The 12,500-nt window shown below is 70.9% G+C and carries 11 protein-coding genes; 7 read left to right on the forward strand and 4 right to left on the reverse strand.

All coding sequences use genetic code 11. From position 1 onward, the window contains the following. The first annotated feature begins 60 nt into the window (after positions 1-60). A complete protein-coding gene (locus tag ACFQU4_RS29275) occupies positions 61-1,686 on the forward strand; it encodes a hypothetical protein (protein ID WP_377498928.1) in 1,626 nt (541 codons plus the stop codon). Here ACFQU4_RS29275 and ACFQU4_RS29280 read toward each other — a convergent pair. Beyond that, complete coding sequence (locus ACFQU4_RS29280) at positions 1,661-2,890, reverse strand: RNA polymerase sigma factor (RefSeq protein WP_377498930.1); 1,230 nt, start codon at positions 2,888-2,890, stop codon at positions 1,661-1,663. The genes ACFQU4_RS29275 and ACFQU4_RS29280 overlap by 26 nt on opposite strands. A gap of 2 nt (positions 2,891-2,892) precedes the next feature. Then, positions 2,893-3,333 carry a YciI family protein gene (locus ACFQU4_RS29285; RefSeq protein WP_377498932.1) on the reverse strand — a complete coding sequence of 147 codons (441 nt, stop codon included), beginning with the start codon at positions 3,331-3,333 and terminating at the stop codon, positions 2,893-2,895. Between the two features lie 120 nt (positions 3,334-3,453). Between ACFQU4_RS29285 and ACFQU4_RS29290 the strand changes: the two genes are divergently transcribed. Next, a complete protein-coding gene (locus ACFQU4_RS29290) occupies positions 3,454-4,548 on the forward strand; it encodes a winged helix DNA-binding domain-containing protein (protein WP_377498934.1) in 1,095 nt (364 codons plus the stop codon). Here the strand turns inward: ACFQU4_RS29290 and ACFQU4_RS29295 are convergent. Continuing rightward, entirely contained in the window at positions 4,532-5,461 is a 930-nt protein-coding gene (locus ACFQU4_RS29295) for a TetR/AcrR family transcriptional regulator C-terminal domain-containing protein (protein ID WP_377498936.1), read from the reverse strand. The genes ACFQU4_RS29290 and ACFQU4_RS29295 overlap by 17 nt on opposite strands. Positions 5,462-5,588: 127 nt before the next feature. On the opposite strand from ACFQU4_RS29295, the gene ACFQU4_RS29300 reads away from it, so the two are divergent. Both ACFQU4_RS29300 and ACFQU4_RS29305 read left to right on the forward strand, forming a co-directional pair. Further along, on the forward strand, positions 5,589-6,725 hold the full coding sequence (locus tag ACFQU4_RS29300; RefSeq protein ID WP_377498938.1) for an FAD-dependent monooxygenase: 1,137 nt from the start codon (positions 5,589-5,591) through the stop codon (positions 6,723-6,725). 120 nt (positions 6,726-6,845) lie between these two features. Continuing rightward, complete coding sequence (locus ACFQU4_RS29305; RefSeq protein ID WP_377498940.1) at positions 6,846-7,973, forward strand: 5-aminoimidazole-4-carboxamide ribonucleotide transformylase; 1,128 nt, start codon at positions 6,846-6,848, stop codon at positions 7,971-7,973. Positions 7,974-8,146: 173 nt separating this feature from the next. Here the strand turns inward: ACFQU4_RS29305 and ACFQU4_RS29310 are convergent, their stop codons facing one another. Then, the gene (locus tag ACFQU4_RS29310) at positions 8,147-9,148 is read right to left on the reverse strand and encodes a LacI family DNA-binding transcriptional regulator (protein WP_377498942.1); all 1,002 of its coding nucleotides are present in this window, start codon (positions 9,146-9,148) and stop codon (positions 8,147-8,149) included. 169 nt (positions 9,149-9,317) lie between these two features. Between ACFQU4_RS29310 and ACFQU4_RS29315 the strand changes: the two genes are divergently transcribed. The 3 genes from ACFQU4_RS29315 to ACFQU4_RS29325 are packed head-to-tail and all read left to right on the forward strand — an operon-like array spanning position 9,318 to position 12,468. Then, positions 9,318-10,625: an ABC transporter substrate-binding protein gene (locus tag ACFQU4_RS29315; RefSeq protein WP_377498944.1), complete on the forward strand. Its 1,308-nt coding sequence runs from the start codon at positions 9,318-9,320 to the stop codon at positions 10,623-10,625. Further along, on the forward strand, positions 10,622-11,575 hold the full coding sequence (locus tag ACFQU4_RS29320; RefSeq protein WP_377498946.1) for a carbohydrate ABC transporter permease: 954 nt from the start codon (positions 10,622-10,624) through the stop codon (positions 11,573-11,575). Before ACFQU4_RS29315 ends, ACFQU4_RS29320 begins: the two co-directional genes overlap by 4 nt. Continuing rightward, positions 11,572-12,468 carry a carbohydrate ABC transporter permease gene (locus ACFQU4_RS29325; RefSeq protein ID WP_377498948.1) on the forward strand — a complete coding sequence of 299 codons (897 nt, stop codon included), beginning with the start codon at positions 11,572-11,574 and terminating at the stop codon, positions 12,466-12,468. Before ACFQU4_RS29320 ends, ACFQU4_RS29325 begins: the two co-directional genes overlap by 4 nt. The last annotated feature ends 32 nt before the right edge of the window (positions 12,469-12,500 follow it).

Here is a 12,500-nt window from a genome sequence, read left to right on the forward strand (position 1 = left end):
GCGCGGCTGGCCGCGCGAGCGACACCCCGGCGGGACCCGGCTCGGCTAGGGTCAGGCGTCATGAATCCGACGATGCCGGCCGTTCGCAGCACGATCACGCCGGTGCAGCGCCTGATCGGGGCGCTCCTGATCATCCCGGCGTTGATCTTGTGGCTGGTCCAGCTGGTGCTGCCGACCATCCGAACCATGATCATGAGCGTGCAGCAGACCAGCCCGATGCGCCCGGGCAGCGGCGAGCTGGTCGGGTTCAGGCTCTACGAGCGGCTGCTGCCCGAGCTCGCCGAATCCCTGCCCCACGTGCTGATCTTCGCGGGGCCGGCGATCCTGATCGCCCTCGTCCTTGGGCTGGCGGTCGGTCCGCTGGTCGCGCGCGGCACCCGGCCGGTGCGGATGATCACCCGCGGCATGCTCGGGCTGCTCCTGGTCTGCTACGCGCCGGTCGGAGTCGCGCTGACGTTCGAGACCGAACTGCTCAGAGACATCGGCACCATCGGGCTGGCGGTGACCGGGATCGTCACGGTCACGGTGCTCGCCACGGCCGGATCGGCGGGCGCGCTGGTCTCGATCGCAGCCTGGCGGTCGCCGTCGGGCCCGGCCACCTGGCTGGCCACGGCCGCGTTGACCCTGGCCGTCGGGCTCGGGCTGGCGATCCAGCTGTTCGCGGTGCCGCACGTCCTCACCCGCGGTGGACCCAGGGGCGTCACCCAGACCCCGCTCGGCCTGGTCTTCACGCAGGGTTTCGAGCGGATGGACTTCGGCAGCGGCGCCGTGGCGTCGGTCGTGGCCGGCCTGCTCACCGGTCTGTTCGGCCTGTTCGCGGTGCTGATCATTCTGGTCACCCGGCTCCGGGTCGAGATCGATCCGCCTGGCCTGCCCGACCGTGGCTCCGCACTGGGCTGGGCCGGGTTGGGCGTCGCCGCGGTGTTCCTGGTGATCACGATCGTGCTGGTCGCGCCGTGGCTGGTCGGCAGCGCGCGTCCGGTGGCACCGGGGTTCCCGCCCGAGGCGGTGATCAACACCTGGCTGCCGTCGCTGATCGGGGCGCTGATCCAGCTCGTCGTCGCGCTGGCGGCCGGCTTCGGGCTCGGCGCGCTGCGACCGCTGGGCCGGGCCAGCGAGTGGGCCCTGCTGATCTTCGCGCCCTGGCTGCTGGTCGGACCGGGAGTGCTGGCACTGCAGCATTTCGAGTTCCTGCAGACACTCGACCTGCTCAACACCTTCCCGGCGCTGCTCCCCCAGGCCATGATCAACATCCCGGCCGTGGTCGGGTTCACCCTGCTGTTCGCCGGCGTGCGCAGGCTCCGGGACAGCGGCGCACCCGCCGGGGCCGCTCTCGCTCCCGCGCTCGGCGCGACGCTGACCACGTTCGTGCTGCTCTGGGTCATCCAGGCCCAGGACCTGATCATCGGCTACATCACCGGCAGCGGGCGGGAAACGTGGACCGGTCCGGTCGCGTTGGCCGCGGCCCGCGGCCAACGCCAGTTCAGGGGCGCCGAGGATCTCCCGCAGGCGCTCAGCACGCCGCTGCCGTTGATCATCGTGCTCGGGCTCGCGGCGATCGCCATCCAGGCGCTCTGCCTGGACCGGCTCCGCCTCGCGACCGGCCCAACAGCCCCGACTGCCCCGAACGCGCCGGCTGCTCCGGGCGCGCCGGCGGCGGCTACGCCTCCGATGCCTCCGCGTTGAGCCGGGCCGCCCGCAGCACCAGGAAGCGCCGCTCCGGTGCTCCGGTAGCCAGCCGGGCGGCCTCCAGGTAGTCGGCCCGGGCGGCCTCACGATCACCGGCCTGCTCCAGCAGATGCGCCCGGACGGCGTACAGGCGTTGGTGCCCGGCCAGCGCTTCGGCCACCTCGGCGGCCACGGCCAGCCCGGCCCGCGGCCCGTCCGCCTGCCCCACCGCAACCGCCCGGTTCAGGGTCACCACCGGGCTGCCGGTGATCCGCTCCAGGACTCCGTACAGGGCGACGATGTGCGGCCAGTCGGTCGCCTCCGCGGTCGGCGCGTGATCATGGAGCGAGGCGATGGCGGCCTGCAGTTGGTACTCGCCGACCGGGCACCGGCCGAACACCTCGTCGAGCAGCAACCGCCCCTCGGTGATCAACGTCCGGTCCCACTGGCCCCGGTCCTGGTCGGCCAGCGGGACCGGCAGGCCGTCCGTGCCGGTCCGGGCGGCGCGCCGTGCGTCGACCAGCAGCAGCAGGGCGAGCAGTCCGGCCACCTCGCCGTCCTCCGGCAGCAAGCCCCGCAGCAGCCGGGTCAGCCGGATCGCCTCGTCGCTCAGGTCGACCCGGTGCAGCCGGTCGCCGGCGGTTGCCGTGTGGCCCTCGGTGAAGATCAGATAGAGCACCCGGAGCACCGCGACCAGCCGGGCCGGCCGTTCCTCCGGCGTCGGCGGCGCGAACCGGCCGCCGGCGTTCTTGATCTTGCCCTTGGCCCGGGAGATCCGTTGTCCCATCGTCGCCGACGGGACCAGGAAGGCCCGGGCGATCTCGTCGGTGGTCAGGCCGCCGACCGCCCGCAGGGTCAGCGCGATCGCCGACGCCGGGGTGAGCGACGGGTGGCAGCAGAGGAACAGCAGGGTCAGCGTGTCGTCGGTGTCGGCTACCTCGGCCTCGTCGACGGCGCGCCGATGATCTTGCTCCTCCCGCTCCCGGCGGGCCAGCTCGCTACGCCACCGGTCGATCAGCCGATGGCTCGTCGCGGTGATCAACCAGCCGCGCGGATGCTCCGGTACGCCGTCTCGGGGCCACCGTTCCAGCGCGGTGATCATCGCCTCCTGCAGCGCGTCCTCGGCGCCGTCGAAGTCTCCGTACCGTCGGGTGACCGCGCCGAGGACCTGCGGCGCCAGGGTGCGCAGCAGGTCCTCGATCGCGGGCTGGGGCTCGGCCACGGTCAGGGCTGGCCGTCCGCCGTGGACAGATAGTCCATCATCGCGTCGGCCGAACCCGGCCCCTGTTCCATGACCCGGCGGAGCTGGATCGGCTGCTGGGTCGGCCGGCCGCCGGGCCCCGGCACGGCCGAGACCTGGGCCGCGATCTCGATCGCCCGCTGTTCGGTCTCGACGTCGATGATCTGATAGCCGGCCACCCACTCCTTGAACTCGGTGAACGGTCCGTCGGTGACGACCGGCGTCGCACCGTCGGAGGTGACCACCTTCGCCACGTCGGGTCCGGAGAGCAGGGCCCCGCCGACCAGCTCGCCGCTGGCGGTCAGCTGCTCGTTCAGCCGGCGGTAGTAGTCGAGGTGGGCGGTGATCTCCTCGAGCTTCCACTCCTCCATCGGCTCCTGCACGGCGCCGCCCTCGAAGTTCACGATCAGCAGGTACTTGGTCATGACGTTCTCCTCTGTGGTTGCGCGATGCCCGGCGGCACCGTCACCCCTGGAACGGGGCCGGCCACGACATTTCGACATCATCCCAGCGATCTGTCGGCGGATCCGGGCAGGATGCCTGATGTGCCCGCCACCACGACCGTCTCCCGCGCCACGCTGAACCGCACCACACTGGCCCGCCAGGCCCTGCTCGACCGGGCCGACGAGTCCGCCGCGACCATGATCGAGCGGCTGGTCGGTCTGCAGGCCCAGGAACCCCTCGAGCCGTACGTGGGCCTGTGGTCCCGGCTGGCCACCTTCGCGCCGGCCGAACTGGTCGGCCTGCTCGAACGACGCGAGGCGGTCCGGACCCTGATGATGCGGCGCACCCTGCACCTGCACACGGCGGCCGACGCGCTGCGGTTCCGGCCGGTGCACCACGCGATGATCGTGCAGCGCACCGCCTCGGTCCGGGCCCGGGAGATCTCTGGCCTCGATCCGGACCGGCTGGCCGAGGTCGCCGAGCCCCGGTTCGACGAGCCGCGGACGACCTCGGAGGTGGCCCGCGCCGTCGCCGCCGAGTGGCCGGACGTGCCCATCCCCGCGCTCAGCGACCTGGTCTCGGTCGTGGTGCCGCTGGTCCAGGTGCCGCCGCGCGGGATCTGGGGCCGGCGGGCGGCGGCCCGCAACCTGACCCTGGCCGGCTGGCTCGGCGACGTCGAACCGGCGCCGGCGGAGGAGGTCCTGGACGAGCTGGTCCTGCGCTACCTCGCGGCGTACGGCCCGGCGACCAGCTCCGACGTCCGCGCCTGGTCGGGCCTGGCCGGGCTGCCGGCGGTGATCAAGCGGCTTCGACCACGGCTGCGCAGCTATCGCGACGACGCCGGCCGGGAGTTGCTCGACCTGGCCGACGCCGAGCTGACACCGGCCGACCGGCCCGCCCCGCCACGATTCCTGCCCGCCTTCGACAACGTCGTCCTCGGCTACGCCGACCGGTCCCGGATGATCGACGACGAGCACAAGCACCACAGCGTGGCCGGCGCCCGGTTCGTCCTGCTGGACGGCCGGGTCGCCGGCGTCTGGACCAGTACCGGCGACGCGGAGTCCGGCGTCACGGTCGAGATCGAACCGTTCCGGCCGCTGCCCCAACGGGAGCGGACCGCGCTGACCGCCGAGGCCGAACGGCTGGCCGCCTTCCTCGGGGACGGAACGGAAGGCCGGGTCAGCTACCTCCCCTGATCCCGTCCAGCAGCAGCCGCAGGCCGAGCTCGAACAGGCGGTCCAGGTCGAGGTCGTACCCGCCGTCGCGTTCCTGCAGGGACGCCATCACGCGGGCGAACGCGGGGAACCGGCCGCTCCCGGTGAGCCGGCCGAGGTCCGGCGTGATCGTGTCGATCCACTCCTCGTCGGAGACCCCGCTGCCCTCGGCGGCCCGCGCCTCCGCCTCGAGGTTGACCGCGATGCCGGTGACGAAGTTGTAGAGCAGCACGTTCAGGTCGAACGCGGCGAGCGGGTCGAGGCCGTGGTCGAGCAGCGCACCGAGCATCAGTTCCGAGTACGCCAGCAGCCCGGGCGAGGTCAACGGCCGGCTGAGCGGAGTCACCTGAGCCAGCCAGGGATGCCGCTGGTGCACTCGCCACAATCCGCGCGCAGCGAGTTCGATGCGGTCCCGCCAGCCCGCCGGCAGCTCGTCCGGCAGCGGCGCCTCGGCGAAGACGGCTTCGCTCATCGAGGCCAGCAGGTCGTTCTTGTCCCGGATGTGCCGGTACAGCGCCATCGGTGCCACGCCGAGCCGGCCGGCCACGGCGCGGATCGAGACCGCCCCCAGCCCTTCCACGTCCGCGAGCGCGACCGCCACCTGCAGCAGCCGGTCCCGGGTCGGCTCGCTCGTCCCCGCCCCCGGATCCGTCGATCCCGCGCCCGGCTCGCTCGACCCGTCCGCCGGCGCGACCACGGTCCCGCTGCGCGGCCGGGTCACGACGATGCCCTCCGACCGCAGCGCGGTCAGGGCCTTGGCCGCGGTCGCCATCGCCACCCCGCTCTCCCGCGCCAACTGCCGGGTGGACGGGACCCGATCGCCGGGCCGGAGCTCGCCGACCGCGATCCGACGCCGCAGGTCGGCCGCGATCGCGCGATACGGAGCCTCGGCCACACTTCCTCCATCTGTCCTAGTACAGAGTCAGCAGTATGCCGCCAAGTTCCCTGTTGTCAAAGTAATCCAACTGTGCGTACAGTGTACAGACAGATGGATACAACGTATTCGACCCAGGGGGAATCTCATGCAGTCAGTGCTCATCTCGGGCGGCGGCATCGCCGGCCTGCTGTTCGCCGGCGCACTGCGGCGGCACGGCTTCGCGGTCACGGTGCTGGAGCGGGCGGCCAAGCCCAGAACGACCGGGCAGGCGGTGGACGTGCGCGGCGCGGCCCTCGCGGTCATGGACCGGCTCGGCTGCCGTGCCGAACTGGAGCAGCGCCGGACCACGCTCCGCGGCATGTCCTGGCTGGACGGCAACGGCACCGAACAATGGCGCTCCGAGGAGTTCGTCCTCAGCAGCGGCCGACTGGACAGCGAGGACGTCGAGATCCTCCGGGCCGAACTCACCGAACTGCTCGCCGATGACCTGGCCCGGGTCGACGAGGCGCGGGACGACGCACCCACCGAGCTGATCCACGGCGACTGGATCACCGCCATGACCGACGGCGCCGACGGCGTCGCGGTCGAGTTCGCCCGGGCCGCGCCGCGCCGGTTCGACCTGGTGGTCGGCGCCGACGGCCTCTACTCCGGGGTCCGGCGCCTCGCCTTCGGCCCGCCGGAGCAGTGGCTGCACCACCTCGGCGCCTACCTGGCCGTGTTCGGCGGCCCGAACCTGTTCGAGCTCGACCAGTGGCAGGTCTGGCTGCAGGACCCGGCGGCGACCTACGTCGTCTATCCGACCCGGGACAACGCCGAGGTACGGATCACCGTCGGCTTCGAGTCCGAGCCGATGCCGATCGACCACCGGGACGAGCCGGAACACCGCCGGCTGATCGCGGAGCGGATCGCCCGGATCCCGTGGCGGACGGAGGCGATGCGGTCCACCCTCGACGAATCGGAGGACTTCCAGTTCGGCGCAATGGCCCAGGTCCGGCTGGACCGGTGGTCCCGCGGCCGGGTCGCGCTGATCGGCGACGCCGCGTCCTGCCCGTCGCCGCTGACCGGCCAGGGCACCAGCCTCGCCATCGTGCAGGCGTACGTCCTCGCCCAGGAACTCGCCCGGCACGCGGCGGAGCCGGACGGCCACCTCGCGGCGTTCCGGACGTACGAGGAGCGGCTCCGGCCGTTCGTCGAGGCGAATCAGGCACTGGTCGGCGAGGAGCGCCAGGCGGCGGACTCCGAGGCGGTGGACCGGGTGAAGAACGCCGTCGACCTCGGCTGAGGCCACGATTGCTAGGCTTCCTCACGTCACCGCGACTGGCGTCGGATGGGCAACCATCGGGGAGCACCGGTCGAGAAGTCGTCCGCCTGGGCTTCTCGCGCACCTCCTCAGGAGTGCCCGATGCACCTCAGGTACGGACTCAATCCCCATCAGCGGGCGACCGCCGAACCGATCGGCCGGCCGCCGTTCCGGATGATCAACGGCGAACCCTCCATGATCAATCTGCTGGACGCGAGCAACGGCTGGCAGCTGGTCGCCGAGGCCCGCGCCCGGCTGGGCCGGCCGGTCACCGCGTCGATCAAGCACGTCGCCCCGGCCGGCGCCGCCGCGGCCGGCCCGGTGGACGACGTGATCATGGACAGCTGGCCGATCGAGGACGCACCCACGCCGGTGCTGTCCGCCTATCTGCGGGCCCGGGACGCCGATCCGCGCAGCAGTTACGGAGACCTGGTCGCGGTCTCCGATTCGGTTGATCTTGACCTGGCCCGCTTCCTCGGCGGCGTGATCAGCGACGGCATCGTGGCTCCGGGCTACGAACCGGGAGCGGTGGAGCTGCTCCGCCGGAAGAAGCGCGGCCGGTTCCTGATCATGGAGGCCGACCCCGCCGCGGCACACCCGGCCGAGGAGCTCCGGCAGATCGGCGGGCTGATGATCACCCAGCAGACCGACCACGACGAGCTCACCGCCGATCTGCTGCCGGCCCAGCTCGACCCCGGTGATCGCGACACCGCACTGCTGGCCATGATCACGGCACGGCACACGCCGTCCAATACGGTGGTCGCGGCCCGGGACGGCGCCGCGATCGGGGTGGCCGCCGGCCAGCAGTCCCGGGTGGACTGCACCAGGCTCGCGGTCGGCAAGGCATCCGCCTGGTGGTTCCGCCGCCACCCGACGACCCGGTCCGTCGCCGGCCCGCCCGGCACCCGGCGACAGGACCGGCTCAACCTGCGACTGGCGCTGGCCACCGGCGACCCGACCCCGCTCGAGTCCGGGCAACTGCTCGACGAGCTCGGCGACCGGCTTCCGACGGCGGCGGACCGCGCCGCGTGGCTGGCCGGGCTGGATCGGGTGATCATGGTCCACGACGGCGCGATCCCGTTCCGGGACAATGTCGATCATGCCGCCCGGATCGGCACCACCATGATCATCGAGCCGGGCGGCTCCACCGCCGCGGACACGGTCGAGCAGGCCTGCACCGAGCACGGCATCGCCCTGATCAGGACCGGCCGCCGGCTCTTCCTGCACTGAGCGGGACCACTAGGAAGGTGGTGTCAAACGGTGGTGGTGGCGGGCGGCGTCCAGGTGCGTGCTGGACAAGGCGGAGGAGGGAGGCGTAGCGGTGTTCTACGTCGACCGACGACAACGCAGTCCAGTGCGTGCCTGGGCGTCGCCCGCTGCCGCCACCGTTTGACACCACCCTCCTAGACCCGCGTGGACTCCCGCCTGCGCAGGGTGTACCCGACCGTGCGGGTCACCGGATCGCGACGTGTCTTGGCGGCCAACTGCTCCGCGATCAGGTCGATGCTGATCCGGGCGGCCTCGTCGCGGCCGGGCGAGATCGTCGACAGGGTCGGCAGGCTGTGGCCGGCCTCCTCCACGTCGTCGAAGCCGATCACCGCGACGTCCTCCGGCACCCGGATCCCCCGGTCGTGCAGGACCCGCATCGCGCCGAGGGCGAGGGCGTCGTTGAAGGCCCGCAGGGCATTGAACTCGAAGCCCGAATCGACCAGGGCGTTGGCTGCGGCGGCTCCCGACTCGCGGTCCCAGGAATGGGCGCCGAACATGCCGGCCGGGTCCTGCGTCAACTTCTCGTCGGCCAGCACCGCGAGGTGGCCGGTCAGCCGGGCGCCCCGGTAGCCGTCGGTCTCGCCCGGGAAGCAGCCGATGGTGGCGATCTTGGTCCGGCCGATCTCGATCAGGTGGCGGGTGGCCATGCTGGAGGCCGCCGTGTCGTCGGTCGCGACCGTGTCCACCGGGCTGTCGGGCACGGGCGGATGCAGCATCACGAACGGGAAGTCGATCGGGCCGACGTCGTGCGGGCCGAGCGAGATCGGGGCCATGATCATTCCGTCGGTCAGCTGGGCCAGCCGGCCGCGCAGACACTGGACCTCGCGCTGCCGATCTCCGTACGTCTGCTCCAGCAGGACCGACCAGCCGCGAGCCTCGGCCGCCGGAATGATCTGGTTGGTGAAGGCGGCGTGGGCCGGCAGGGTCAGCTGCGGCACCACCATGGTGACGATGCCGGTCCGCCCCAGCCGCAGGTTCCGGGCCGAGGAGTTGGGCCGGTAGTCCAGCTCGGCCATCGCCTGCTCGACCTTGTGCCGGGTGGCCTCGCGGACGTACCGATGGCCGTTCAGCACGTTGGAGACGGTCTTCGGCGAGACACCCGCGACCCGCGCGACGTCGTAGATCGTGCTGGCCACGGGTCCACCCTTCTGATCATGCGGGACCCGGTCAAGCCGGTCCTTGCATCGATGTATTGACCACGAAGTCTATCCCTTATAACCTTCAGACATCCATGTTGCATCGATGGAATACGCGACGTTCACGCGGACCCGATGCACCGCGTGCCGAGTTCACAGGAGAAACGGAATGAAACGCCTCGCACGGATCCGCCTGCTGGCCGCCGCCCTGGTGGCGACCCTCACCCTCGCCGCCTGCGGACCCGGCGAGCCCGCGGCCGACGCCGGCCCGGTCAAGCTCGTCTACTGGTCCTGGGCACCGGAGATCGAGTCGATCGTCGCCATCTGGAACCAGAACCACCCCGACGTCCAGGTCGAGGTCAGCACCGCCGCGGGCTTCTCCGAGTTCAACGCCAAGCTGCTGGCCGCCTACCAGGCCGGCAACCCGCCGGACGTCAACAACACCAGCTACCAGAACCTCCCGCTCCTGGTCAGCAACGGGGTCGTCGCCGACCTGACCGAGACGATGGGGCCGCTGCAGCAGGAGTTCTCGCCGGTCGCCTGGCAGATGGTGAGCTTCGACGGCGCCGTCTACGGCGTGCCGCAGGCGACCACGCCCAACCTGCTCTTCTACCGCAAGGATCTCTTCGCGAAGTACGGCATCGAGCCGCCGACCACCTGGACCGAGTACGCCGCCGCGGCCCGCGCCGTACATGCCGAGGATCCGGACGTCTTTCTCGCCAACATCGACCTGGGCGGTGCGTTCGGGTTCTTCACCGCGATGGGGCAGCAGAACGGCGTCCAGCCGTGGACGCTCGCCGACGGTACCTGGACGGTCGGGCTGAACTCGCCGGAGGCCAAGGAGATGATCAAGATCTGGGGTGATCTGATCGCCGACGGCGTGATCGCCACCCACAAGTCCGGCAGCCCGGAGCTCAACGCCGCCGTCGCCGACGGAAAGATCCTGAGCACGATCGACTCGGTCTGGGCGCCGATCAGCATGGCCGGCTACGCCCCGGACACCAAGAACCAGTGGGGCGTCACGATCGCACCGCAGCTCAACCCCGAGCGGCCGGTCAGCGGCGTGCTCGGCGGCAGCGCGACGGTGGTGTCGAGCATCTCCAAGCATCCGAAGGAGGCCGCCGAGTTCGCCCGCTGGCTCAACTACAGCGACGAATCGCTGCAGGCCTACATCAAGAAGGTGTCGATCTATCCGGCCAAGTTGTCGGCCCGGTCGTTCCCCGAACTGCGGACGCCGCCGCCGCTGATCTCCGACGTCTCCGACTTCTACCAACTCGCCGGTGACATCGACCGGCACGGCCAGCCGGTGACCTGGGGTCCGAACGCGGCCACCGCGCAGGAGATCTTCGGCAAGGAACTGGGCGCCGCCCTGGTCGCGGGTGGTGACACCGAGCAACTGCAGGCCGCCCTGGACCGGGTCCAGGAGCAGGTGGTCGCCGACCTGAAGAAGAGCGGCTACGAGGTAGCCGGCGGATGACCGCCGTCCGCTCCACCCGGACCGGCCGGGCCGATCGCCGCCGGCGACCGGACTTCGGCCGGGCCCGGACCCGTGCCGCCTGGCTGCTGCTGGCGCCGGCGATCCTGCTGACGGTCGGGTTGTTGATCATTCCGATGGGGTACGCCCTGTTCCTGAGCCTGCGCGGCAGCCGGGTGTCCGGCGGCGGCCTCGGGCGGCGGACCGAGGTGTTCGTCGGACTGGACAACTACCTGGCCGCCCTGACCAATCCGGAACTCTGGGCCGGCGTGCAGCGCTTGATCATCTTCGGCCTGATCTCGGTCCCGATCACGCTCGGCCTGGCCCTGCTGTTCGCGCTGCTGCTCGACCATCCCGGGATCCGCGGCGGCAAGATCTCGCGGATCCTGATCTTCCTGCCGTTCGCGGTGCCGGGCATCATCGCCTCGCTGAACTGGGGCTTCATCTATCTGCCCGGAGTGAGCCCGATCCAGCAGGCGTTCGAGGCCGTCGGCCTGCCGGCACCGGACTTCTTCGCCGACGGCGCCATCTTCGGCTCGCTCGCCAACATCGCGATCTGGGGCGGCGTCGGGTTCAACATGATCATTCTCTACACGTCGCTGCGGTCCGTACCGGCCGAGATCTACGACGCCGCCCGGATCGACGGCTGCAACGAGACGCAGATCGCGCTCCGGATCAAGGTGCCGATGATCATTCCCGGACTGGTGCTGACCGGACTGTTCTCCCTGATCGGAACCCTGCAGCTGTTCAGCGAACCGACCACCTTGGCCAAGATCACCAACACGATCTCCACGACCTGGGTGCCGATGATGACCGTCTACCGGGACGCGTTCATTCTGAACGACGTGCACACGGCCACCGCGACGGCCGTCCTGATCACCGGCGCGACGGTGATCATCTCGCTGCTGCTGCTCCGTGCCCTGCAGGGCCGAGCCTTCCGGGAGGAATCGTGACCGCCACGCTGCCGCGCGCCGTGAGCACGCCGTTGCGCACCCCGGCCCGGAGGTCCGGCCGGCCGATGGCGATCGTTCCGACGATCGTGCTGGCCCTCGGGGCGCTCTACTGTTTCCTGCCGTTGATCTGGCTCTTCACGGCGTCGACCAAGACACCGGGTGAGCTGTTCACGACATTCTCGTTCACGCCGAGCTTCAACGGCGGCTTCACCGGCAACCTGCGCGACCTGGCCGAGTTCCGCGGCGGGGTGTACGGCCGCTGGGTGCTGAACAGCCTGCTCTATGCGGGCGGCGGTGCCCTGCTCTCCACCGCGGTCTCCGGCATGGCCGGCTACGCCCTGGCCAAGTACCGGTTCGCCGGCCGGCAGTTCGTCTTCGTCCTGTTGCTGCTCGGCGCGCTGGTGCCGGGCGTGATGCTCGCCGTGCCGCAATATCTCCTGCTCTCGGCGGTCGGCCTGGCCGGGACCTCCTGGTCGGTACTGCTGCCCGGCATCATCAGCCCGCTCGGCATGTACCTGTGCCGGGTCTACGCAGCCGCGTCGGTGCCGGACGAGATCCTGGAGGCGGCCCGGGTGGACGGCGCCGGCGAACTGCGCGCCTTCGGGGTGATCGCCGTTCCAACGATGGTGCCGGGGTTGATCACCGTGTTCCTACTCCAGTTCGTCGGGATCTGGAACAACTTCCTGCTGCCGTTCATCATGCTCGCCGATGATCAACGGTTCCCGCTCACCGTCGGTCTCTACTCGATGATGAACATGGGGCTGGAGCACGAGACGATCTACACCATGGTGATCATCGGGGCGTTCCTCGCCGTGATCCCGCTGATCGCGCTGTTCTTGCTCCTGCAACGTTTCTGGCGTCTTGATCTTGCCACCGGTGCCCTCAAGGGATGACCGGCTCCAACCCCCGTCCTGTCCACACACGA

This window comes from Microlunatus sp. GCM10028923 (assembly GCF_042666975.1).
Lineage (GTDB): Bacteria > Actinomycetota > Actinomycetes > Propionibacteriales > Propionibacteriaceae > Microlunatus.

What these genes read in the sequence shown, in the direction of transcription:
- ACFQU4_RS29300 (WP_377498938.1), top strand. Translation starts at nt 5,589, where the DNA reads ATGCAGTCAGTGCTCATCTCGGGCGGCGGCATCGCCGGCCTGCTGTTC.
- ACFQU4_RS29275 (WP_377498928.1), top strand. Translation starts at nt 61, where the DNA reads ATGAATCCGACGATGCCGGCCGTTCGCAGCACGATCACGCCGGTGCAG.
- ACFQU4_RS29285 (WP_377498932.1), bottom strand. Translation starts at nt 3,333, where the DNA reads ATGACCAAGTACCTGCTGATCGTGAACTTCGAGGGCGGCGCCGTGCAG.
- ACFQU4_RS29320 (WP_377498946.1), top strand. Translation starts at nt 10,622, where the DNA reads ATGACCGCCGTCCGCTCCACCCGGACCGGCCGGGCCGATCGCCGCCGG.
- ACFQU4_RS29315 (WP_377498944.1), top strand. Translation starts at nt 9,318, where the DNA reads ATGAAACGCCTCGCACGGATCCGCCTGCTGGCCGCCGCCCTGGTGGCG.
- ACFQU4_RS29305 (WP_377498940.1), top strand. Translation starts at nt 6,846, where the DNA reads ATGCACCTCAGGTACGGACTCAATCCCCATCAGCGGGCGACCGCCGAA.